General features: G+C 31.5%; 26 protein-coding genes and 2 tRNA genes. 17 read left to right on the forward strand and 11 right to left on the reverse strand.

All coding sequences use genetic code 11. From position 1 onward, the window contains the following. Positions 1-471 precede the first annotated feature (471 nt). From AAFP94_RS04290 to AAFP94_RS04310, 5 genes are all read left to right on the forward strand, one after another. On the forward strand, positions 472-1224 hold the full coding sequence (locus tag AAFP94_RS04290; RefSeq protein WP_316660261.1) for a DUF6090 family protein: 753 nt from the start codon (positions 472-474) through the stop codon (positions 1222-1224). Positions 1225-1475: 251 nt separating this feature from the next. Continuing rightward, a complete protein-coding gene (locus tag AAFP94_RS04295) occupies positions 1476-1949 on the forward strand; it encodes a YybH family protein (protein ID WP_316660259.1) in 474 nt (157 codons plus the stop codon). Positions 1950-2132: 183 nt separating this feature from the next. Continuing rightward, the gene (locus tag AAFP94_RS04300; RefSeq protein ID WP_316660257.1) at positions 2133-2534 is read left to right on the forward strand and encodes a hypothetical protein; all 402 of its coding nucleotides are present in this window, start codon (positions 2133-2135) and stop codon (positions 2532-2534) included. A gap of 252 nt (positions 2535-2786) precedes the next feature. Continuing rightward, complete coding sequence (locus AAFP94_RS04305; RefSeq protein WP_316660256.1) at positions 2787-3140, forward strand: toxin-antitoxin system YwqK family antitoxin; 354 nt, start codon at positions 2787-2789, stop codon at positions 3138-3140. Between the two features lie 422 nt (positions 3141-3562). Further along, the gene (locus AAFP94_RS04310) at positions 3563-3805 is read left to right on the forward strand and encodes a hypothetical protein (RefSeq protein WP_316660255.1); all 243 of its coding nucleotides are present in this window, start codon (positions 3563-3565) and stop codon (positions 3803-3805) included. 239 nt (positions 3806-4044) lie between these two features. Here AAFP94_RS04310 and AAFP94_RS04315 read toward each other — a convergent pair whose 3' ends face one another. Then, a complete protein-coding gene (locus tag AAFP94_RS04315) occupies positions 4045-4419 on the reverse strand; it encodes a hypothetical protein (RefSeq protein ID WP_316660253.1) in 375 nt (124 codons plus the stop codon). A 528-nt stretch (positions 4420-4947) separates the two neighbouring features. Between AAFP94_RS04315 and AAFP94_RS04320 the strand changes: the two genes are divergently transcribed. Next, complete coding sequence (locus tag AAFP94_RS04320) at positions 4948-5361, forward strand: DEAD/DEAH box helicase family protein (RefSeq protein ID WP_316660252.1); 414 nt, start codon at positions 4948-4950, stop codon at positions 5359-5361. Between the two features lie 10 nt (positions 5362-5371). Then, on the forward strand, positions 5372-6178 hold the full coding sequence (locus AAFP94_RS04325; RefSeq protein ID WP_316660251.1) for a hypothetical protein: 807 nt from the start codon (positions 5372-5374) through the stop codon (positions 6176-6178). Positions 6179-6431: 253 nt separating this feature from the next. On the opposite strand, the gene AAFP94_RS04330 is transcribed toward AAFP94_RS04325, so the two are convergent. Continuing rightward, on the reverse strand, positions 6432-6806 hold the full coding sequence (locus tag AAFP94_RS04330; protein WP_316660250.1) for a hypothetical protein: 375 nt from the start codon (positions 6804-6806) through the stop codon (positions 6432-6434). A gap of 495 nt (positions 6807-7301) precedes the next feature. On the opposite strand from AAFP94_RS04330, the gene AAFP94_RS04335 reads away from it, so the two are divergent. The 5 genes from AAFP94_RS04335 (at position 7302) to AAFP94_RS04355 (ending at position 10815) form a co-directional block, all read left to right on the forward strand. Continuing rightward, entirely contained in the window at positions 7302-8066 is a 765-nt protein-coding gene (locus AAFP94_RS04335; protein WP_316660249.1) for an alpha/beta fold hydrolase, read from the forward strand. Between the two features lie 181 nt (positions 8067-8247). Next, positions 8248-9195 (forward strand): hypothetical protein, encoded by a 948-nt coding sequence (locus AAFP94_RS04340; protein WP_316660247.1) that lies wholly within the window; start codon positions 8248-8250, stop codon positions 9193-9195. A 220-nt stretch (positions 9196-9415) separates the two neighbouring features. Further along, positions 9416-9865, forward strand: a complete 450-nt coding sequence (locus tag AAFP94_RS04345) for an Arm DNA-binding domain-containing protein (protein WP_316660246.1) — start codon at positions 9416-9418, stop codon at positions 9863-9865. A gap of 185 nt (positions 9866-10050) precedes the next feature. Then, entirely contained in the window at positions 10051-10449 is a 399-nt protein-coding gene (gene galT / locus AAFP94_RS04350) for a galactose-1-phosphate uridylyltransferase (RefSeq protein ID WP_316660245.1), read from the forward strand. Positions 10450-10524: 75 nt separating this feature from the next. Continuing rightward, positions 10525-10815, forward strand: a complete 291-nt coding sequence (locus tag AAFP94_RS04355) for a DUF2188 domain-containing protein (RefSeq protein WP_316660244.1) — start codon at positions 10525-10527, stop codon at positions 10813-10815. Positions 10816-10966: 151 nt separating this feature from the next. On the opposite strand, the gene AAFP94_RS04360 is transcribed toward AAFP94_RS04355, so the two are convergent. From AAFP94_RS04360 to AAFP94_RS04390, 7 genes are all read right to left on the reverse strand, one after another. After that, the gene (locus tag AAFP94_RS04360; protein ID WP_316660243.1) at positions 10967-11473 is read right to left on the reverse strand and encodes a Dps family protein; all 507 of its coding nucleotides are present in this window, start codon (positions 11471-11473) and stop codon (positions 10967-10969) included. A gap of 564 nt (positions 11474-12037) precedes the next feature. Then, complete coding sequence (locus AAFP94_RS04365) at positions 12038-12445, reverse strand: DUF2391 family protein (protein WP_316660242.1); 408 nt, start codon at positions 12443-12445, stop codon at positions 12038-12040. 161 nt (positions 12446-12606) lie between these two features. Beyond that, positions 12607-12756 (reverse strand): PspC domain-containing protein, encoded by a 150-nt coding sequence (locus tag AAFP94_RS04370; protein ID WP_316660241.1) that lies wholly within the window; start codon positions 12754-12756, stop codon positions 12607-12609. A 410-nt stretch (positions 12757-13166) separates the two neighbouring features. Next, positions 13167-14717, reverse strand: a complete 1551-nt coding sequence (locus AAFP94_RS04375; protein WP_316660240.1) for an amidase — start codon at positions 14715-14717, stop codon at positions 13167-13169. A gap of 117 nt (positions 14718-14834) precedes the next feature. Continuing rightward, positions 14835-15482 (reverse strand): hypothetical protein, encoded by a 648-nt coding sequence (locus AAFP94_RS04380; RefSeq protein WP_316660238.1) that lies wholly within the window; start codon positions 15480-15482, stop codon positions 14835-14837. A 201-nt stretch (positions 15483-15683) separates the two neighbouring features. Further along, entirely contained in the window at positions 15684-16916 is a 1233-nt protein-coding gene (locus AAFP94_RS04385) for an aminotransferase class V-fold PLP-dependent enzyme (RefSeq protein WP_316660237.1), read from the reverse strand. Positions 16917-17172: 256 nt separating this feature from the next. Next, the gene (locus AAFP94_RS04390) at positions 17173-17322 is read right to left on the reverse strand and encodes a hypothetical protein (RefSeq protein ID WP_316660236.1); all 150 of its coding nucleotides are present in this window, start codon (positions 17320-17322) and stop codon (positions 17173-17175) included. A gap of 510 nt (positions 17323-17832) precedes the next feature. Here AAFP94_RS04390 and AAFP94_RS04395 point away from each other — a divergent pair. From AAFP94_RS04395 to AAFP94_RS04405, 3 genes are all read left to right on the forward strand, one after another. After that, a complete protein-coding gene (locus AAFP94_RS04395) occupies positions 17833-18264 on the forward strand; it encodes a lipocalin family protein (RefSeq protein ID WP_409628120.1) in 432 nt (143 codons plus the stop codon). A gap of 1004 nt (positions 18265-19268) precedes the next feature. Next, positions 19269-19418 (forward strand): hypothetical protein, encoded by a 150-nt coding sequence (locus AAFP94_RS04400; RefSeq protein ID WP_316660233.1) that lies wholly within the window; start codon positions 19269-19271, stop codon positions 19416-19418. A 230-nt stretch (positions 19419-19648) separates the two neighbouring features. Next, positions 19649-20845 carry a hypothetical protein gene (locus AAFP94_RS04405; protein WP_316660232.1) on the forward strand — a complete coding sequence of 399 codons (1197 nt, stop codon included), beginning with the start codon at positions 19649-19651 and terminating at the stop codon, positions 20843-20845. A gap of 81 nt (positions 20846-20926) precedes the next feature. Here the strand turns inward: AAFP94_RS04405 and msrA are convergent, their stop codons facing one another. Both msrA and msrB read right to left on the reverse strand, forming a co-directional pair. Next, a complete protein-coding gene (msrA, locus tag AAFP94_RS04410) occupies positions 20927-21463 on the reverse strand; it encodes a peptide-methionine (S)-S-oxide reductase MsrA (protein WP_316660231.1) in 537 nt (178 codons plus the stop codon). Position 21464: 1 nt separating this feature from the next. Further along, entirely contained in the window at positions 21465-21914 is a 450-nt protein-coding gene (gene msrB / locus AAFP94_RS04415; RefSeq protein ID WP_316660229.1) for a peptide-methionine (R)-S-oxide reductase MsrB, read from the reverse strand. Positions 21915-22090: 176 nt separating this feature from the next. Between msrB and AAFP94_RS04420 the strand changes: the two genes are divergently transcribed. Next, positions 22091-22162, forward strand: a tRNA-Arg gene (locus AAFP94_RS04420). Between the two features lie 12 nt (positions 22163-22174). Continuing rightward, positions 22175-22249: transfer RNA gene (locus tag AAFP94_RS04425), tRNA-Pro, on the forward strand. Positions 22250-22282: the final 33 nt, after the last annotated feature.

A 22282-nucleotide genomic window follows, 5' to 3' on the forward strand; every position in this document is an offset into this window, starting at 1 on the left:
TATTTTTTCAAGTAGTTTCCGAGCTCAAGTGTCAGAAACCTAAGTGTAAGCCGGTTTTTTTTGTATCTACTTACTTTATTAATTGCATTTTATGCATAGTTGCATTTTCCCTTTAAAAGTCCTGATTGGTTTTTACTTTTCTTTTTTTTGGTAATTCAATTTAAATCGCTAAATGCGGTAAAAACTTTTGCGGGGATATTATGAAATAGCATATATCCCATATAAAGCAAAAGAAGTTTTGCCAAGATATGATGAAAAGGCAGAACATTATGAATTTATTGGGGAACGGGTATTTTAATTTTTACTACAATATAATGAAGCAAACTTTGTCAATTCTTCATTAAATTGGTTCGACAAAACAATATTAGGGGGAGCAACACTTTAAAATCCAATCTAGAAATAGGTTGGGTTTTTTGTTTCTTCAATTCTTTATCTAGAAATTCTTTATCTTTAAAAAGTAACAAAGTTTCAATGATAAAATTTTTTAGAAACATTCGCAAAACTCTAATCAACCAAGGCAAAACAGCCAACTATTTAAAATATGCTATTGGAGAGATTATCCTAGTAGTATTTGGTATTTTAATTGCTTTGCAGGTTAATAATTGGAATCAATTACGTGAGGATAAAAAGTTTGAGATAACAATGCTACAAGAAATTAAAAGTTCATTAGAGTCAGATTTAGAGTTTTCGGAGATGATTAATCGCAGACTCAAAGTAAAAGAGGAAGGTATTCAGGAACTTTTAAAAATGACTGCTTCAAATCAAAAGTATTCAGATTCAATTCTGCTCGAAGTCTATAACAAAATGAATACTGGGGTTTCTTTTAATATTAATAAAGGAAGCTATGAAGCCATCAAATCTGTTGGCATTGATAAAATTTCCAATGATAGTTTAAGGAAAATGCTAATCCAAACTTACGAAGTAAGATTCCCAATGGTAGAACAGGTTATGGGTAATATATTTGAAGATATCGATATCAAAGATTACAAACTCAAACTCCATAATGCTTTATGGAAAAGAATTCGTATACAGCTACCTAATAAAAGCTTTAAACTTGTAAGCAGGCCTATAAACAACGAAAATTTTTTGAGCCAAACAGAACTCGTGGACAGAATAAAAATAGAACAAGATTTTGTTAGCGCGTACAGTTTTTGGATGAGTCACTTTCAAGGAATAGTTCAATATTGTTTAGGTGCTGTTAATCAAGAACTAAATAATGATTAAATTCTTTCGTAAAATACGCCAACAACTACTATCACAAATGTGACTGTGTTAAATGTGGGGGTTAATAAAGATTATAATTTCAGTTGTTAAATAAGTTATAGTTAAAAATATGGGAATAAACTATTATTGACAATTCTAAAATGCTTGGTTCAAGTTCTTTTCCCGCTACGCAGAAGCCTCTTGAGTATACAAGGCGCTTTTTTATGTTCTGTAATTTTTATAAATTTAGCAAGCATTAAAAAAGTAATAAAATGAAAAACATTGTAATCATTTTTATATTAAGCATTTTATGTTTGGCATGTAAAAGAGAGCCAGTTGTTGATAAAAAGCTTGAAGGAGATAAATTAATGAAACTCAGTAAAGACTGGTCAGATATTGTAAAAACAGGTGATTTAGAAAAAATAACAGAAGGCTGGGCTGATGATGCAGTAATGATGGTTCCTGGGATGTCTCCATTAAGAGGTAAAGAAGCAATAAAAAATTATGTTAAAGCAGCTCTTGAAATTCCTGGATTTAGTGCTAGATGGGAGCCGCTAGAGGTATTTGTTTCAGACAATGGGGATATGGCTTATATGATTGAAAGAAATGAAATGATTGTAAATGACTCAATGGGAAATCCAATAGTTACCTATAACAAAACCGTAACGGTATGGCGTAAGGATAATGATGGAAATTGGAAAAATGTTATAGATATGTGGAACGAAGACCCTAATGGTAAATTTTAGAATTAATTGTCTTTTTATATTGAAAGGTTAAAATTGGTAATCTTCAAAAAATCATTTACAAACTCATTTAGGTTCGATAATTCGACTTTTTCCGCTACGAAGAAAACCAGTTGTTAAAGCAGCTGGTTTTTTGTTTATATTGTACTTTTAATGTATTGGTCTTTAATATAATAAATAGACGAAATGAAATTTAAAGAAGTAATTTGGATTATGCCAGTAGGTTTAGTGATAGGTCTAATATTGTATTCTTTTGGCGACAAAATCAACATACTTAAAGTTAAACCTTTTTCAAAATATTTATTTTGGATAGTATGGCCATCAGTCATTTTTTTGAGTTCTTTTTTATATGATTTAATTATTAAAAAGTATTCAATAATAACTGCAATATTAATGATTTTCGGAGTAATGTTAGGCGTTATCATCAACATAGTACTTGATATAAATATTAATTCAACCTCACATTCACTTGCGGGAATAGAAGTAATAGTCATTTCATGTATAACTGGCCCATCAGTAATACTTGGGATTGGATTGTCTCAGTTAATTTTATTTTTTAGAAGAAGACTAAAGGGAAGTACTAAATAATTAAATTTAATAATAGTCAACCACTTTTAAAAAATCACTCACAAACTCATTTAGGTTCGATATTTTGAGCCTTTCCGCTACAAGCAAAACCAGTTTCGAAAGAAACTGGTTTTTTTGTGTCATACCTCCGTTATTTTTTCAATTTCTTTTCGATTTGATTAATCGACATTATCACGTCAAATATTATACTCTAATTAAATTCTACCATAAGAACTAACCAAATTTCAATATCTTTAAGAAAATATTTAACCAATGAAAAAACTCCTAATACTGTTATTTCTTATTCCTGTTATTGCTTTTGGACAAAAAGAAAAAATTATTAACGGGAATGACGTTACAGAAATTGATGGACTTTATTATTTCAAAGCTAACAAAGAATTGGTTTCTGGCTTAGTCAAAGAATGGTATGAGAATGGACAGTTAAGTCAAGAAGCAATACTTAAGGATGGGAAGGCTGTAGGAAATTTTAAAGAATGGTATGAAAATGGTCAGTTAAATTTTGAAGCTACTTTTTTGGATGGAAAACAGGATGGGTTGAGTAGAATATGGTTAGAAAACGGAAAACTAAAAAGCGAAACTACATTTATAAAGGGTCAAAAGCAATAATTATTCAAATTCAACAACCTTTAAAAAATCTCTCAAAAATTCATTTTGGTTCGATAATTCGATGCTTCCCGCTACTAAGAAGCCTTTTGAGAAATCAAAAGGCTTTTCTTTTTGTCGCAAAAGATGTTATCTTCGATATAATCAACTAACTCAAAACTTATTTAGATTGACTCTAAATTTTTTATTGTCGATTTTTAGGCTTGATAATTATTTAGCTTTAAGGGAAATAACAAAAACTTTAAATCATGTTTTCAAAATCCAATTTACTAGGCACTCTTGTAGGTACCGTATCATTTTTTGTACTGACGATACTATTCTATATATTGTTATTTGCGACTTTTTTGGATAATTATCACCATGAAATTGAGGGACTACATAAAGATAATCCATCAAACTTTTGGTTTTATTTATCTTTAATATTAATGAGTTTTATTTTATCTACAATTTATGGAAAGTTTAAAAAAGAAAACCATAATTTCATCGGGGGATTTGAAATAGGTGCCTGGGTTGCTACGTTCTTCTTTTTAGGGACTAGTATATTGCATAATTCTACTTTGAATCATTTTGATATGATTGGAGTTATTCTTTCTGGAGTAGTTGCAGTAATCATGGTTGGAATTGTGGCTGGATTGATTGCTCTTGTTTATAAGGTAACTTCTAAATAAGTAAAATCAAGCACCTTTCTGAAATCTTCAATGAACTCATTTAGGTTCGATATTTCATATTTTTCCGCTAGGGAACCAGACTAACTTATTTACAATTATTATCATAGAATGAAGCAAACCTCGTCAACTCTTCATTAAAATGGTTCGACAAAATAATATTAGGGGGAGCAAAATAGTAAAATCCAATCTAGAAATAGGTTGGATTTTTTGTTTTAACCAACCGTTTATTCTTAATTAAATTAATTTGGTTCTATTAATAATTCATATAAATCTAATGGTGGGTCATTTATTTCTAAAGTAATATATCCAGGTTTTAAAACTACAATTTGCTTTATAGCTTCGTTTTCACTTTCAGTTAAAGTGAAGCATCTTTCTCCTGAACTAACAGTACTAGCCCAACCAATAATTTCATCATTGATGCATTCCGTCCCACATAAACGCGGATTTAAAATTATTTCAGCACCTGCTAGTCTCGCTCCTGTGCTTGAATCTTTTACCAAAAAGCACCTATTAAAGCGATTTTCAAATTCAGCTTCAGCTTCATTAGAATCATCATTTGAACAATTGAATAATGCTAATATGAATATTAAAAGAAAAAGATAGTTAGTTTTCATGGGAATAATTTGACAGATTATATTCTATTATTACCAACTAATATGCTCAAGGACATGGTGAAAAGGTTTAATAATTTACAAAAAAAAAAGTTGAATCATAGCAATTAGAATAAGACTGCCTTATAACTTTTATTGATGAATTAGGAAAGGACCTACATATACTTTAAAAATTTGGAAAAATTATTTTAGACAAGAAGGGGAGCAAAACAAGAAAATCCAATCTAGAAATAGGTTGGGTTTTTTGTTTCTGAAAACACCCTAAATATGTGATGATAAAAACAAAATATATGATGGATATAATTATCTATTGGCTTTCAATTTTCAAGGACACATCATCATATATATTCAATTCAGATTTCTGTTATCAAACTATCATTATACAAAATTAGACTTTTGATTACATGATATAAGTCATATTTTTATAGAATTATATAATATATCTTCAAAAGATATTAATTTTTCTATTTTCCTTGCCTTTTGCTTTCTAATTTAAGACAAACTCTTATGAAAAATCTATTTTTATTATTTTTGATACTCTCATTTCAAACCCCTCAGGCTCAAGAACTGGATTCTGAATTACCTAAAACTCCACAACAGTTGTTTGATTACCATACTTTAAAACAAAAAAGGAATAAAACTACGGCTTGGATTCTAGCTGGTGGTGGACTGTTAATGACAATGTCTGGGTTAGTTATTAATAGTGCAGATGAAGCTGCAGAAGTCGCTACTTTAGGTTTAGCAGATATAGAGGAGGTACATAAAGGAGATTGGTTAATTTATGTAGGCGGAGCAACAACACTTGCGAGTATACCTTTCTTTATATCATCAGGGAAACATAAGAGTAAAGCTACAGTTGCATTAAAAGCTCAGCAAAATTCAGTTGTGTGGAGAACTTTATCTAACTTAAATTCTTTGGCTATTGGGTTCAAAATAGACTTCTAAAAAATAATATATGATAAAGAACGTGAATTTATTATATCTATTTAAGTTTTTCTTTTTGGTTTTTATGGTTTCATGTACTGAAATATCTAATGCTCAAAGAAAGGATATCGTTATAAGTGAATATCTTTCAAGTAATTCCGATATGATGAAGGTAAAGATGGGTGCTCAATGGTCGGGTAGGATTATGAATTTTAAATTCGGTGATTATGCTGTCTTAAGAAAAAGTAGAATGAGTCCTAAAAGAACAGAACAAAAATCAAATTTTTTAGGAACAAAAAACCAGTATGAAACTCGGTATAAATTTGATTTTTTATTAAGTTATAAGGATATCGATACAGCCCTTGTTGAAGCTTTATATATAAGAAATGTTAAGGAGTTATATGCTCTTTATATAATTCCAATAGAATTAGTACTTGATGAAATTGTAAAAGATTCAATAAACTTTACAGCTGACATTTCATTAAGAAGTAATAGTAATAATAATTGGAAATTGTTCTTTAATATAAAATCGGGAATTGAGGTTGAATTCAGAAATGAGGGTATTCTTATAAAAGACGATAGAACAATATGGATAAAACATGTTAGTTCAAATCGAGATGGAAATGATAAAAGAAGGTATCCAGCATTAGGGTATGAATTTTTAGAAAATGGTAACGCAATTTGTGCGGTTCAATACTTTGGCGGTGGTGCATTGGGATATAATAAAAATAGAATTTGGATTGATTCGAATTTAAACGAAGAAATGAAATTAATACTAGCTGCTTCTATGGCAGCCATAATGCAATTGAAATTATCTGAAATGTCAGAATATGAATGACTTAAGACTAAATCATAATAAAAAATTATTTTTAAAGACGTCAATAAAATCATTAAGAAACAATAAGAGTGTGTTTTTTGATATTAAACAAGACACTTGATGTTAATTGTTGATATCATAAAATGAAGCAAACTTTGTCAATTCTTCATTAAAATGATTCGGCAAAACAATATTAGGGGGAGCAAAATAGTAAAATCCAATCTAGAAATAGGTTGGATTTTTTGTTTTAACCAACCGTTTATTCTTAATTAAATTAATTTGGTTCTATTAATAATTCATATAAATCTAATGGTGGGTCATTTATTTCTAAAGTAATATATCCAGGTTTTAAAACTACAATTTGCTTTATAGCTTCGTTTTCACTTTCAGTTAAAGTGAAGCATCTTTCTCCTGCACTGGCAGTAACACCATAGCCAATCACTTCATCAGCAGCACATTCAGTCCCGCAGAATCGCGGATTTAAATACACATTTGCCGTTTCTATTCTTGCCCCTGTAGTTGAATTTTTTACCAAAAAGCACCTATTAAAGCGATTTTCAAATTCAGCTTCAGCTTCATTAGAATCATCTTTTGAGCAATTGAATAATGCTAATATGAATATTAAAAGAAAAAGATAGTTAGTTTTCATGGGAATAATTTGACAGATTATATTCTATTATTACCAACTAATATGCTCAAGGACATGATGAAAAGGTTTAATAATTTACAAAAAAAAAGTTGAATCATAGCAATTAGAATAAGACTGCCATATAACTTTTATTGAAGAATTAGGAAAGGACCTACATATACTTTAAAAATTTGGAAAAATCATTTTAGACAAGAAGGGTAGCAAAAGAGTAAAACACTTAAGAAATTAGGTGGTTTTTTGCGGTTAAAAGAAAAGTTAGCTTTCAAATATCTTAATGTTTTTCAGGCCAACTATTAGATCAATCATCAAATATTTGAGGATTATTAATTAAATTGTACAGATATTATGTTGTATAATTTAAAAAATATAATCAATGCATTGGGATATTTAATATTATTGAATTTGTCTATTGTATCTAATCAAGCCCAAATATCCAAATCGAATATAGGAGAAAAAAGGGTTTTTAATATATCCGAAAATGTTAATATCCATACAATGATTTACGGAAAGGGCCCTCCTGTAATAATGTTACCCGGGCTTGCAGGTTCAGGGATAGAGCAGTTTGCAAAATTGGGGCCAAATATCAGCGAGAAGGGATATACAGTAGTATTAGTTGATCCTAGAGGGGTTGGTGATAGCACAGGGTCTCTGGATTCCCTTACATTACATCACTTTGCTAATGATGTTTCAGAAATCATTAATCAGCTTGATCTTGGTAAAGCTGTAATTATTGGTAAAGCCTATGGTAATAGAGTGGCCAGGTGTGTGGCTACAGACTATCCTCAACTAACAAGATCTGTGATTTTAATTTCAGCTGGAGGAATAGTGCCAGCTTCTACAGATGTTTTAACCAATCTTATAAAATATATTTTTGGCCATTACTCGAATGATGAAGAACGATTAGAGCTATTACAAAAAACCATGTTTTCTCCTAAATCAGATGTCAATGTTTATCCAAAAATGAGTTTTTATACTAAAGCTCGTGATGCACAGATTGGGGCAATCCAATCTACTCCAACCGAGGAATGGTGGTTAGCTGGAAATTCACCTGTATTGATAATACAAGGACTGGATGATGTTGTAGCTATACCTGAGAATGGACGTATTCTTAAGAAACAGTTAGGAGATCGTGCAGAATTGGTGGAAATAGCAGATGCAGGTCATTTTTTGCATTTAGAACAGCCCAAGCAGGTATTGGAGTCAATTATTGATTATATCAAAAAAAATGAATTAGGAGTAGCAAAAATAAGAGATCCTTAAAGTAATGATGTTTAAATACCTCCTTGTATTAGCCTCGGTTTGGGGAGCATAACAAGAAAAGTTCAGCAGAAATGTTGGACTTTTTTGCGTATATAACTCAAGAATAAAAATCTTGGACCATTATTGTTTTGTTATTATGATTTATTGTAACTTTAATGAACTCACAAACCAATAAATAGGTGTGTTATTTAAAATAAGAATATTTATAATAATCATTTTAACCTGGGGTTCTATTTCTTCCCAAAACAGTAGAATACCACCACCACCATGCTATGCAAATGATAATACTGGAGCTGGAGGCGTTATAGGTAATGGTGGTTATTTAGGTGGATATGATGGAACTACACTTCAATTTGGATTTAGTTTAGGCACCGATGTTGAAGGTGTTGAATTTAATGATGTCTTTGTTTTGTATATAGCAACAGGAGCGACCGGCAGATCTGTTATAGATCATACGGTTGATGATGATGCCGATTCTTATAGAATTGCAATTACCAATAGCAATGCATATGGTTATGGCAGTGATATATACTTTCCAGCTGGTATTGAGGTAAACTATGCTATTGCAATTGATATAAATTCAGGAGGGTTATATGGAATTCCCAATTCAGGAAATATTGGAACAGGTGGACTAAATTTTATTTCTTCTGTCAATTCAACTTTAACCTCCAATATACAAGAAGGATTTCAGATAAGTTTTGATTGCACTGACATTGGATTGAATAGTCAAGATGATTTTGCAATGTTTGGAGTTTATGTGAGTCATACAGGCTATACTTACGATGAGGGTTACGGAGGAATTACAGCTGGTACACAAGGCTCTGACGATATTATTTTTAATGGTGATTTTCCTTACGAATCTTGCTGGGGTTATGGTACGTTGAATGCCAATGAATTTGACAAAAGTAATTTTAAAGCTTACTATTTTGATGGTGAATTACATATCAGTGGCATAAATGATTTAACCAGAATAAGCATATTTGATTTATTTGGGAGAAAAATATCAAGTACTAGACATCAAATTTTTGGTTTTAAAGCGATTCCGATTAAACTTAATAGAGACCAACTTCAATTGATAGTAATTGAAACTAACAATAAAAGAAAAATATTAAAGGTGATACCTAAATAATTCAAATTAGTTTATATTTAAGTAGAATGAATTGTATAAAACCACTCATTATTTGGGTGGTTTTTTGTGCAATAACTCTACATTTTAACTGCATTGTATGCATTATGTGCATTTTGTCCCTAAATGCTAACTTGCCAAGTTTTTCTTCAGAAAAAGTATCCTATTAGGTATCCCAAAAATTTTAAAAGTATCCCATTATTAACTTAAAACAATTATAATCATGAAACTAAACATATTATATATAGTAAATAAACATAAAATGAATAAAAAAGGATTATGCCCTATAACCTGTAGGCTAACCCTTGAAAAAAGAAAGAAGCATTTTGCCACAGGATTATTCATAAACCCGAAACATTGGAATTCAAAACAACAATATGTTGAACCACCAGAACCAGATGCAGAGATAATCAACACCCAGTTAAGCCTTATTAAAACTAAAATTAATAAGGCTTTTTTAATGCTTCAAGTACAGGAAAACAGCTTTACAGTTGAAGACATTTATAAGACCTATAAGGGAGAGAAAATAGAAAAAGAGTACAATGTTATAGAATACTTTGAATGTTATTTAAAACGCCTTAAAACACTTATAGGGATTGATATAAAGCAAGTAACCTGGGAACTGGCAAAGGATATTCCGTACTTGAAATCATCGATACCTTTGAAAAAGTAAGTAGGAAACCACTTAATTATGAAATTACAAGCAGAAGAGATGGAGATGTTGCAAAGTTATATGCATCTACTAATTTGGCCAACGAAAAATTAGGTTGGACAGCAAAAAGAAACTTAAATGAAATGATAAGTACTTCTTGGCAGTGGGAACAAAGCATAATGGATAAAAGCAAAATTTAATTGATCATGAACCCCAATTTACAAGAATACTCACATAAGCGTTTAAACATCCTCACTGGAGAATGGGTTTTGGTATCGCCACATAGGTCTAAAAGGCCTTGGCAAGGGCAAGAAGAAGCTTTGACAAAAGAAACCAGACTTGTATATGATAAGCACTGTTATTTATGTGCAGGGAACACAAGAGTTAATGGAGAGCTTAATCCAAATTACGAGGATGTATTTGTTTTTATAAATGACTTTTCAGCTTTGCAAAACCAGACCGAACCTTTTCTTGTTCTAGAAGGGTTAATAGAAGCCCATAGTGAGCAAGGTATTTGTAAAGTAATTTGTTTTAGTCCAGATCACTCAAAAAGCTTGGCAGATATGGAAATAGTGGAGATTGAAAAGTTAAATAGGAGTGATTAGAATAATATGAAGTAATTTATGTCGCTAAACAATCATTAGAAAAATAGTATTTTAGAGATTCAAAAGAAGTAGTAAATGGCAAAAAGCAACAATTCACAATCTTGGTTGAGTATTTTAAGGGAATTAATGGAAGCATTTATTAAAAGTTCACGAAGTACTTCACGCTCTAGGACTTGGAATCAACATGTGGTCCCTTATGAGGATGGTTGGGCAGTACGACGAGAAGGTAATAAAAGAATTACATCAAAACATATAAAACAGAGTACGGCTATTAGAAAAGCCAAAACCCTAGCAAGAAAACACAAGGCAAATTTAATCATTCACCGACAGGATGGTACTATTAGAGACCGAGTTGATTTTGATTAGTAATTTTTAAGCCATTTAAGTAAAAAAATTTGATAGGATAGTTATGAAAAGATAGTTCAGAAGAGGATAAGTTAGGAAATTCAAAAGTTAAAGGGAGTGGTTAGCTCCCTTTTAAGATTTTAAGTGATTTTTATTACTTGGGCACTCCAGATTATTTACACCAGGATGAGTACATCCAGTTTCTTTTTTCTAGTGTCTTCATAAATTCAGATATCATTTGCTCCGTTACATTGTCTCCAGTTTCTAGAGAAGCATTGAGGACATTTAGCATTTTATCGTGTAGGATTTCGAAGTCTTTAAGCACTTCACGTACCATATCCAGTGAGCTAATCGATTTTTTCACCTCTTTAATTTCTGAAAGATCTAAAGTGTCCTTAATACTTAACATAGGTTTTACACCAAACACTCTGATTCTTTCTGCAATTTCGTCGATATTTTTCTCGGTGGTAGTATAGTCTTGCTCAAAAGCTTCGTGTAATTCAAAAAAATCTGGACCTTCAACATTCCAGTGGAATCTTCTTAACTTGTGATAATGTATCTGATAATTGGCTAACAAATGGTTTAATGCCACTATAATTTCTGCAGTATCCAAATATGTGAATCCAAGTTTTTTAAATTCTTTTTTCGATTTTATAAAGTTTTCTGTTTTTTTATTCATTGTAATTTCCATGATTAATTTTTATTTTAAATGTTAGTAATTTTATAAAGCAGACAGTTTGATTTAGGATTCCTTTGAATCATCAAACAATTGCTTAACTGTTTAATTTTTGTGTAATATAATTGAAGGATTATTCCGCTTTGAGAGAAGTAAATCTAATTATTCTGAACTAGAAGACTTTTAATTTGATTTTCGAATTACATTCCATATATATAATATAATAAAATATTGCTGAAAACCAAGTACTTAACAGCTTTTAACACTATTTTAGTACAATTGAATAATAAATTTATTTGTGAAGGACTTTAGTTCAAACGCATTTACTTAAAGGCATGGGAGAGTGCAACGAGCAGTTACAAAAGTCAGTTTTAGCTTAATGTGCTACAACGTGTTCGTGTCTGATTCCGTAGCGGATATTAACCCACTATACTATCACATAACACCGACCTTTGATTTATAGTTTTACGTTTCAAAAACATGATTAGACATTCCTGTAACCGAGTGCTTTCGTGCATTTCTCATCATTTTCATTTATGAAATGAATAGATGTTTATCTATATCTAGTTATTCTTTGTCAAACCCATCAACAATGACCCCACCCATAGATGCAGGAAAACCGAGTATAATTATTCTTTTTAAGGCAATTATGGGATCGTCTAAAATTGGCATTTTATTGAGTGCAAATAATACAATAAAAACAATTATAAGTGCAATTCCATAATCAATAATTATTCGAAGAAAGAAATGGGATAATCTATGCTTTATTTGTCCTTGAAATATACCTTGAATAGAATATAAACTAATAAATAGTAACGATAAAAAAACAAGTACAATTACATTAAGTAAAGGTAACGTTTCACTAAGCCTCCAAGATTCTTCTGAGAATGCTACAGGAACAGTCAATGCAGTGGATCCAACTATTACCTGAACAATATCTTCTATGTTGATAGATTTTTTGAAGGATTTAACCATTTTTATCGTTACTATTTATTAGTGTAGCCTTTATTCAGGGCGGGTCATAATGAAGCACAACTGTTTAGCTATGATCCTTCCTAAAGATACATATTTTGTTGAAATGGAAATTAGCCTTGAGATTGAAAAGTTAAAGGGGAGTGGTTAGCTCCCCTTTTCTCCTATTTTGAAAACATTTTAACTATCCAAAGAATTAAATAAAGCCCAATACCAACCCCAAAGATTAATACTGACACTACAAAAGCAATTCGGATATGAGATGTTTTCCATCCTAATTTACCACTTAACCATTCTGAAACTCCTAAAATCATAATTATGTTTTTAAGAGTCAAAAATAAACAATATGGTCATATTTAATATTGCTTCGGTTATTAAAGTTATTAAAGTTATTAAAGGGGAGTGGTTAGCTTCCTTTTTAAGATTTTAGGTGATTTTTATTACTTGAGCACTCCAGATTATTTACACCAGGATGATTACATCCAGTTTCTTTTTTCTAGTGTCAACAGAATTACTTTTTTAAAACGTCAACTTGCCAAGTTTATGTTCAGAAAAAGTGCCCTACTAGGTGCCCCAAATTTTATTGAGGTGCTCCATTTTTAATTAATATTTAAAATTTAAAAATCATGAAACTAAATATTAGAATGCTTTCATATAAAGCAAAATCTAACTCTACAGGTAAATATTCTTTTAGATGAAGAACAACTTTTAATAAAGAACATTATTATTCTGCATTAAGATACTTTGGAGTAAACCTTTTTCTAGTTCCTTGTTCATAACTATATGCAATTTCCAAGAGTATGGGTTCAGACCAGGCTCGACCAAAAATTGAGAGTCCAACCGGCAATCCATCTAAATTACCCATAGGCACCGTAATGTTGGGGTAGCCTGAAATCGCAGCTGGAGAAGAGCTAAAAATTCCAAAGTTATCTCCATTAATTAGATCGGTTTTCCAAGCTGGACCTCCGGTGGGAGCTATTATAGCATCCAAATGATTTTCGTCCATGATTTTATCAATACCTTCTTCCCGTGCCATTTGGTGCATAAATTTAAGGGCATCCTGATATTCTTCAGAATCCAAGGATTCTTTAGACTGTGCAGTTATCATTCTTTGACGGTCGAAGTATTGCATTTCAATACTATCCGAAAATGTTTTCTTAATTAAGTCTTCCAAATCTTTAGCTGTTCGTTGCGTACCCAAACCCTTTAAATAGGTGTTAAGGCCATCCTTAAACTCAAAATACATAACTGTCCTAGAAAATTCGACAGCATTACTATCCATAATACTGTCTAATTCGACTATCGTTGCACCTTGGCTTTTAAAGTAGGATACGGCTTCTTCCATTACTTTTGTCATTCTCATATGATTTCCCAAAGGTGACTTCCAATAACCAATGATTTTTCCTTTGATACCGTCTGCATTAAGAAATTGGGTGTAATCCTTATAGGCTATTCTACCCGGCGACAATGTAGCACCATCTAGAGTGTCTATTGCAGTTAATGTCCCTAAGCTAATAGCGGCATCTTTTACAGTCCTCGCCATAGGGCCACCGGTATCTTGTGAAAAGGAAATAGGAATGATACCCCTCCGGCTTATGAGGCCCACAGTTGGTTTAATGCCAACAATGCCATTGTTGTTAGACGGACATACTATAGACCCATTGGTTTCGGTACCAATGGCAACGACACATAGATTGGCAGCTACCGCAACTCCTGATCCTGAACTTGAGCCACAAGGATTTCGAGTGACATCATATGGGTTTTTGGTTTGGCCACCCAAACCGCTCCAACCACTTGAAGAATAAGAGGAATGAAAATTGGCCCATTCACTCAAATTCGCTTTTCCAAGAATTACGGCTCCTGCTTCACGTAATTGAGCCGCAAGCGGACTGTCTTGTAAGGGATAAGAGTCTTTCATAGGTATGGCGCCTGCCGTACAAGGCATTTTATCTCCTGTATCAATATTGTCTTTCAGCAAAACAGGAATACCATGCAAAGGACCACGAATCCTTCCATTTTGCATTTCATCATCAAGTTGTGTTGCTATCTTTAATACATCAGGGTTTAAGGTGATTATGGCATTCAGTTTGGGGCCATTAAAGTTTAAGTTTTCAATCCTGTCCAAATAAAACTGTGTGAGCGCCTTTATGGAATAGGCTTCCGTCGAATAGGCCTTTTGAATTTCATCAATTGTAATCTCATCGTGAATTGGTAAGACTGTTGCCAGACTTTGCTCTTTTGATGACTCACATGAAACTGCTAAAAGCCCGACCATCAGAGGGAAGACTATTTTTAAGCTAAATATGTTATATAATTTAAATTTTTTAATGGGTGATAGAAAATATATGCAAATCATAACTTTTATTTTAATAAAGTTTGTAGGGGACGGTTATTATTTTATAATCAGATTCTTAAATCTTCCAGAAGAGCCATATCCCGACCAAACCCCTATTTTTTTTGATTTTGTTGAACTTAATCTGTCGACAATTAATGAAGGCTCCGATAAATCATTTACATATACTTCAATGTTGTTTTCTTTTATGTGTATGCTTACTTTAAACCAATCTTCAGGGTCTGGAGGAATTCTTATCCCCTTTTCAAATATTCCTGTTCTTTCAGATCTTAATTTTCTCCAGGTAAATTCAGGATGATATATATATTGAACCATATGCTCTTTTCTTATTTGTTCTTCTGCAACGAAATTAAAAGGCCTGAAATATACGGCTTCATAAGTGTCGTTGTTCTGGATATTAAAAGCGATTCCTATAAAACTTTTACCCGGATTGTTTTCTCCTAATAATTCAATTTCAATAATTCCTTTTTCAAATTCCAGATCTTCAATAATTCCAATACCGCTGCTATTCTCTGCATTCAATTCTATAGCATCCCGTTGATCTCCATACAACGTTATTGAACGATTCACTGCCTTTATTTTCTGATTTTGGAATTTATCAACTAAATTGATTTGTTGCTGACACCATGAATGCATTGAAATTATGAACAATACTGAAATAAACCCCACTTTTTTTTGTATAACCATTTTATAATATTTGAATTACAAACAAGATAGTGATAAGTACATTGTGTTTTTATCCATTATGTTTATCGCTAACTATTTAAATTTTATTTATTGTAATGAATATTGTAAGGCAATTGAAAGATAATCAAATAAATTTTTTTAATAAACAATTATATTTGTCTTTTATGATATTAAGAGTGATTAAAACTTCCTTTATAATGCCTAGCTAGATAGAGCTATTGATAGCCCTTCTATTAACTGCTCAATTTCCTCTTTGCTTGTATAGTGTACGAACGAGAATCTTAAAACTCCTGGATTTAGGTCAATGTTCATTCCAAGCAATGGTCTAACGGCATAAAAATGTCCATATCCAGCCATTAACTTATGGTGAACTAAACTTTTATAAACTTCTTGAATACTTTTATTTTGAGGAATTATTGATACAATAGGAAGCCTATCCTTAACAATATCTGGTCCAATAATTTGTACATCATCACGAGATCTTAAAAACTCTAATAATTGAGTCAACAATTCCGTTTCATGATCACGAAACATTTCTTTTAAAGCATTATTTTTATCATTAGGAGCGGCACCCTTGTTAAAATGATGCTCATAAATAGTATCAAAATAATCAAGGATACCATTTACAGATGCAATTTGAGCATGATCTGGACCTGCAGGGGTAAACATTCCCCGGGTATCTCCATCTTTAAAAAAGTGAGATTGGTTTTTCATTATACTCATTAACGAACTATTTATATACATCATTCCCAAATGAGGGCCAAATGTTTTATACAAAGAAAACAGATAGACGTCTGCCCCTAGTCTGTCTAGATTTGGAAACCCATGTGGTGCATAGCCAACACCGTCCACAACAGTCATTGCTCCTACAGAATGGGCCAACTTGCTGATGTCTTCAACTGGATTTATATGACCAATAACATTTGAACAATGTGGGTATGCCACTATTTTGGTACGACTGGATAGAATTTTCTTCAATTTACGAACAGAAAGCATACCATTTTCAGGATCAACAGGCCATTCAATTACATTTACACCCCGATTTTTTAAACGCCTCCACGCTCCAGAATTGGCTTCATGATCTTGACAAGAAACGACAATTTCATCGCCATTTTTACATATTGGGAGCATTGCATTTGCCAAAACGTATACATTTTGAGTCGTGGATGGCCCAAAATGAATTTCTTCTGGATTAACATTCAAATAGGATGCCATACGAGTGTATGAAGCATCCATTAGCGCTCCTGCATTTTGAGAAGCTGGATAAGGATAATATGGCTGCACCTTATTTTTCATATAAAAATCTGTCAATAGTTTGATAAATTGTTTACAAGGATAGGATCCTCCAGCATTTTCAAAAAAGGCCCAACCTTCCAGAGATGCTTCCTTAAAAGCTGGGAATTGGGAACGAACAAAATTTAAGTCTAGTTTCATGTTAAAAATTATAGTATCAATTCACAAAATATTAATGCGGTTAAGATAAGCATTAGAAATATTTCTTCTGGTATTAGATGGTCTTTAAAACTTACCAAAAAAAAGATTAATAAAAACACTTAATTAATAGCGAGTATTTCTAAAATTTGAGATTTTATGACCTCTAAATTAAAATATTTGGCGGTTAACTAGTTGTCCAAGAGGGGAAGCAAAAAGACAAAGCCCAACAGAGATGTTGGGCTTATTGGTTTAATTGTTACGATGCTTTATTCGTAATGGACAGATTAATCATAATAGCCATGAGTAGCCAAATAACCCATGTTTCACCATTTGTCATTTCATATGTAGAACCAGCTAAACGTGCTGCTCCTAAAATAATATAGATAACCACCGGTGAAAGTATCAAACAAGCGAAAAGTTTAATTATTGTTTTTTTGTAATCCATTGTATTTGATTTAAGTTAGTTAATAATTGACGTTTCATTCATTTTGTTGACAATTAATTGAAGCCGTGCTGAATAAATATATAAAGTTAAAGATAGTAAATTTAGACTTCTATTACCCTTTTTAGAATAGCCTAGTGAATTTAATTCGATTCAATATATTGATTATTAATATACTAGAATGAACTTGAACGAATTTTCAATTTATATTGCTGAATGAGGAAAATCTTATCAACTCTTCATTAAAATGATTCGACAAAACAATATTAAGAGGAGCACAAGAAGAAAAGTCCAGAAGAAATGTTGGACTTTTTTTGTTTCTAAAACCTTGAGATAATTTGATTGTATTTATATTAAAACAATTTTATCTATTTTTACAAATAGAGGTGTTAATAAGAACATAATCATAAGATAATATTTGATTTTTATTTACAGGTAACATAGTAAAGACACCTCATTTAATATTTAATTCGTATGATTACAAAAGCATTAAACTTAAAACCGAAGAGAGTAATATTGTTAGCGACTTTGTTCATGCTGGTTATAAATTGTAGTAAAGATGATTCGCTCAATAATGGTAAGGATGATCTATCTGTGCAAAATCTTGAAAAAATTCTTGGTATCTGGACTTTTAAAGCTAGTACAACTAATGGAGTTGCAGATGTCATATTAGATCCTTGCAGATTACTTTTTAATATTAATTTTGAATCAACATACGCAAGTATTCAGGAATATTCAGGTGATAATTGTAGCACCATTCAATCGACTTCAGAAGACTACAGCATAAATAGGAACACCTTAAAAGTTGGAGATTTTACTGCTGAAATTATCACTCTAAACACTAGCACTTTAATTATAAAATATAATGAAGGAAGTGACGCTAAAACAGAACTTTATCTAAAGTAATTACCATTTGTAGATTAAAGCTTCCTTAAGAGAAGCTTTTTGTTTTAACTGCATTATGTGCATTAACTCCCAATTATGCCATCTTGCCAAGTTTTTCTTCTAAAAAGGTTGCATATAAGGTTACAATCCAAATTAGAAAATCGGCAGTTTTTCAATCAGAATTAAGAAATTTAATAATTTAAAAAACTAATAGATTATTGTTAGTAGTTTACCAAAAACAGCTCATGATCTTATCGTAAGTATCCTTACAAACAAAATATAAAAGAACTATTAAAATAAATGCAACTATAATTGAAATTATAGTAAATTTTATTGTTGCTTTTGATTTCATAAACTAAAGATAAGAATTTCATCTTTAATTTGACAAACACATCAATTCTTTATAAAAATGTTTTGACAAAACGATATTAGGGGAGCAGAATAGTAAAATCCTTATTAGAAATAGTAAGGATTTTTTTGTTTGTGATTTATATTGACATAACTCATATTCTATATTTAACTTATTGATTACTTTTATAATATGAGCATTAGTGATGAATTAATAATTGCTGGTCTAAAATATGGAGTAATTCCTTCCTTTATAATTACATTATTTATTATTCGATATATCCAAAGGAGAAAAAGCACTATTTCTAAAATGAAATTGATATTTTGGTTTGTGTTTACCTTTATAGTTTGTAATGTTTTAGTAATTCAAATTATTATCTTTTTGTATATTATCCTAATGTCTGGTATACTCTTTTAAATTGCTTATATATTTAAATTAATAACAAAACACAAATTATAATAACAGGGTTAAATAAATTCTAGCACCCTGTTTGAAAATATTAACAACTTTTGTAATATATTAATACAAAGCAAACCTCGTCAATTTTCATTAAATTCGTTCGACAAATTAGTATTTAGAGCAGCAGATAATAAACCTCAACATCGTTGTCTCGGTTTTTTTGGTTTTATAAAAATTAGGAATTTAGTATTTTTATTAAAAAGTTAAATTTCAAATTATGCATAGAGTATTGATTATTACAATTATTTTTTTAGTGACATCATGTGGTACGACCAAACAGAATAATACTGCAAAGAGTTCTGAAAACAAACTTATTTTACCACCCAATACAGCTTCTAATAAGTATTCAGAAATGAGACAAAAATAAACCTTTGATATTGTGAAATTAGTATTAAACCAGCCATTATTAGGATAATTTTTTTGTTCTATTATTGTAAATTCAGTTTTTCTAATCTATTAGGGCTACCTCATTAAGTTTTATTTTAATCAAACAATTATATGATTGACCGACTAAATAACAATCTTGTCGATTTTTTTTTGGCGGCTTGACATTTAGAAGTAATTTTTCAGTGCTATTAATCAAAATACAATTTAAATATGAAAAAAATAGGAATGCTATTTGCCGCTATGGCAATGGTTTTTACTTCTTGTTCTGATGAAACCCTGAACATGAACACAGAATCTAACGGAGATGTAATCTCAAAACCCTCAAAATCGTATACCAAAAATAATAGTCTCGCCAGCGATGTGACTGTTATTGATTTTGAAGGATTTGCAGCTGGAGATATCGTTTCAGTTGTTAGCCCTGAAGGCTGTGATGGAAGTATTACAGTAATGGGAATTAACCCTGATTTTCCAGGAGAAAATGTAGCTATGATATTTGACTCATCTAATCCTACAGGTAATGATTTTGATTTGGGAACTCCAAACGAAGCCTTTGCTGGACCAGGGATATCGGAAGATGGACCACAACCATCTAACGATACTTCACTAGGGAAAGTGCTTATTATTTCTGAAGATTTGGACAGTTCTGACCCTGATGATAGTGCTATTAATGGTACGAGCTTGGAATTTAATTTTTCAGGTTATGGCAATGGTGCTGTAACGCTACACTCTTTAGATTTGTTAGACCTTGAAGATCAAGGAGCTACTAATTTGCCAACAGTAATCACTTTATATGATGCTATGGACAACGTGTTGCTTCAAAAAGAACTTCCGTATTTTCATGATAATGGAAAGCAATTAATTGACCTAGAAGGGACAGAAGGAGTTGTTCGTATGTTACTTGAACTAAACAATTCGGGTGCAATAGATAATATTATGTTAACCTGTAAAGACATTGAAATTGGTGGATGTGAAACTATGTTTGCCAAAGGAAATGATGATATAGACACCTGTTTTATTGAGAATGGCTTTTCAAGATGGGGTTGGACTAATGGTCCACTACCTTCTGGTGAATACACTTTTGATATCTATGCAGGAGCTGGTCAATGTGATACCGACAAAGGTGCTTTGGTTGGAAGTTTAAGTGTAAATTATGATGATGTTACTGGAGAAGCTGAAGTTACTTATAATATGAATGATGATTTTGTAATTCAAGAAACACATTTATATATTGGGAATGACCCATATCCTACTAAAAAACAAAATGATGAACCAACTGTTGCTCCTGGACAATTCCCATATCAGCATGGTGATTTAGACAATGAAAGCGAAGACACCTATAATATTAGTGGTCTATCAGGTGAAATATATATTATTGCACATGGCGTGGTTTGTCAAATTATTAGATAATAAAAAATGAATTAAAGTTTGGTGGTGCTAATCATCTAATAAAGCCCAGTAGAAATGCTGGGCTTTTTTTATACTAAAATCTCACTTTAGTTTATCAGCATGCATTTTTCGTAGCTTGGATAATTTTGGTGTTATTACAAAACTGCAATATCCTTGAGTTTGATTATTTGCATAATAATTTTGATGGTAATCTTCGGCTTCAAAAAACGCTTCTAATGGTCCAATTTCTGTTACAATAGGTTGATCGTAATATGACGCTACTTCTTTAATTACCAATTCCGCTACTTCTTGTTGGCCAATGTCATGATAATAAATTACAGACCTATATTGAGTACCAATATCAGCCCCTTGACGATTTATACTTGTAGGATCATGGCTGGTCATAAAAACAATTAAAAGGTCTTTATAGGAAATGGTATTGGCATCAAATGTTACTTGTACTACTTCAGCATGACCCGTAAGACCAGAGCATACTTCTCTATATGTTGGTTTACCTGGAGCATTACCTCCCGAATAACCTGAAACTATTTTTTCGACACCTTTTAGTTCATTAAAAACAGCTTCAATGCACCAAAAGCATCCACCACCGACGGTCATTATTTCTACTTTTTTATCCATTCTATTTTGCTTTTTCTATTTGCATGGACTCTGAATTTATGCAATACCTCAATCCGCTTGGTTCAGGACCATCAGGAAACACATGTCCTAAATGGGCATCGCAAGAGTTGCAAAGTACTTCAACACGCATCATTCCAAAACTAGAATCTTTAATATATTTAATGGCATTCTTTTTTATTGGTTGAGTGAAACTTGGCCAGCCTGTTCCAGAATTAAATTTAATGGTAGAATCAAATAACGGAGTATTACAACAAATACAGTTGTACAAACCTTCATCATATATACTACATAAGTCACCACTATGCGGTGCTTCGGTTCCTTTTTTTCTTGTAATTCTGAATTGTTCTGGGGTTAGTAGTTTTTGCCATTCTGCTTCAGTTTTTTCATTTCTTGTATCAGGAGCTGGATTTCCATTTATTGCAAAATTAATTACGTCTTTCCAGGTTAACATATTTTTTCCATTTTCATCATTAGTGTTTACTATAAAGAGTCTTAATCGATAAAACTTTTATTTCCTTTCATTTTCACGAATATATAATTTAAATGTTAAACTTTGAATTTTCAATTGTTATTAAAAGAATTGATTTATATTTTATCTTTGAACCCCTAAAACGTATGTTTGGATTAGGCTTCATAGTTCAAGGGATAGAACAAAAGTTTCCTAAACTTTAGATCTAGGTTCGAGTCCTAGTGGAGCTACAAAGGAAAATTCGGGATGTGGCGCAGTCCGGTTAGCGTACACGGCTGGGGGCCGTGTGGTCGCAGGTTCAAATCCTGTCATCCCGACTAAATAAAAGCTTTAGTTTTTGTAGAAAGTTT

Origin of the sequence: Gilvirhabdus luticola (assembly GCF_040117515.1) — a bacterium.
GTDB classification, from domain to species: Bacteria; Bacteroidota; Bacteroidia; order Flavobacteriales; family Flavobacteriaceae; genus Gilvirhabdus; species Gilvirhabdus luticola.